This window comes from Achromobacter sp. 413638, from assembly GCF_043119405.1.
Taxonomy (GTDB): Bacteria; Pseudomonadota; Gammaproteobacteria; order Burkholderiales; family Burkholderiaceae_B; genus Achromobacter.
In genome coordinates this window covers 1-1,129 of sequence record NZ_JBICCO010000174.1, presented here as the reverse complement: position 1 = coordinate 1,129, position 1,129 = coordinate 1, and the positions used below count along the sequence as shown (strand labels likewise).

The following is a 1,129-nucleotide window of genomic DNA, read 5'->3' as shown; positions in this document are numbered from 1 at the left end:
TATGAACAACGAAACCCTATGCGCCATCGCACGCCAATTGCTCAAGCAGCAGCAAGCCTCAAATTCATCTATAGTTGAAGGGCTATTGCCCACATGCAGCCCTGACATAGATCTTTTTTATCAGACCAGCGCTCAAGAGCTGCGACCGACACTGTACGCACCTGGATTGGTATTTTTATTTTCAGGTGAGAAAAGTGTACAGCTTGGGCAAAATTATTACGTATACAACCCCAGCAAAGCTTTGTTGCTGACTGGAGTTTATCCTGTGTACTGCAACATTCGCGCCAGCGAACAAGAACCTGTCATTGGGATACAAATCCGTTTTGAACGCAAACAAGTGGCGCAATTGCTACACCACTTGACTGTGCATTCAGACAGCACATCGGAACAGATGGCAGCAGCCCATTCGCACTCGGGTTTTTTGTCTGTTCAAGTGACTCCAGCCATCCAAACGGCTTTATACGGGTTGTTGAATGCACTAGGCAATCCAGTCACGTGCGATCTGTTTATGCCCACACACATTCAAACGCTGGTATATGCGGCATTAGAACAAGCCGATGTTTGTGCATTTATCCGCGAGTGGCTGGAGCAAGATGGTAGCTTTGCTAAATTTTTACAAGCCTCTGAGTTTCTTTTACGTCAATTGGATCAGCCTGTCACTTTGCATGATTTGGCGTCCCATATGGGCATGAGCATTCCCACCTTGCAGCGTAGATTCAAGCACTATACGGCCGATTCACCCATGCAATATCTAAAAAAAGTGCGCCTCAGCCACGCTTATGCTCGCCTCACGCAGACTAACTGCACCGTGCAAAGCGCCGCTTATGCAGTTGGCTATGAAAGCGTGTCGCAGTTCAGTCGTGAATTTAAACGCTATTATGGGCAGAATCCACAGCAGGTTAAGCGAATTTGGCTAAATTTGCCCAACGCGCCAAAAATGTAAAGTTAGCTTTAAATTCTAAAATCACTCACTTGAATTCTCGTTCTCAATCAGCGCTTGCTTCCAATATTCTGGTTCAGCATATCGAGCAACCAATGCATCGATATCTATTTTTGAGGTTGATGGACTAAACTCAAAATTGCCATACATATTGATGTGCTGCCATGCAACGGGCGAAATACTGTGAAG

At 45.7% G+C, this 1,129-nt stretch carries 1 protein-coding gene; it reads left to right on the top strand.

The window, feature by feature from the left end; all coding sequences use genetic code 11:
* A partial coding sequence (locus tag ACEU5R_RS31925; RefSeq protein WP_161790016.1) for an AraC family transcriptional regulator occupies positions 1 to 943 on the top strand: 943 nt, incomplete at its 5' end.
* Positions 944 to 1,129 lie beyond the last annotated feature (186 nt).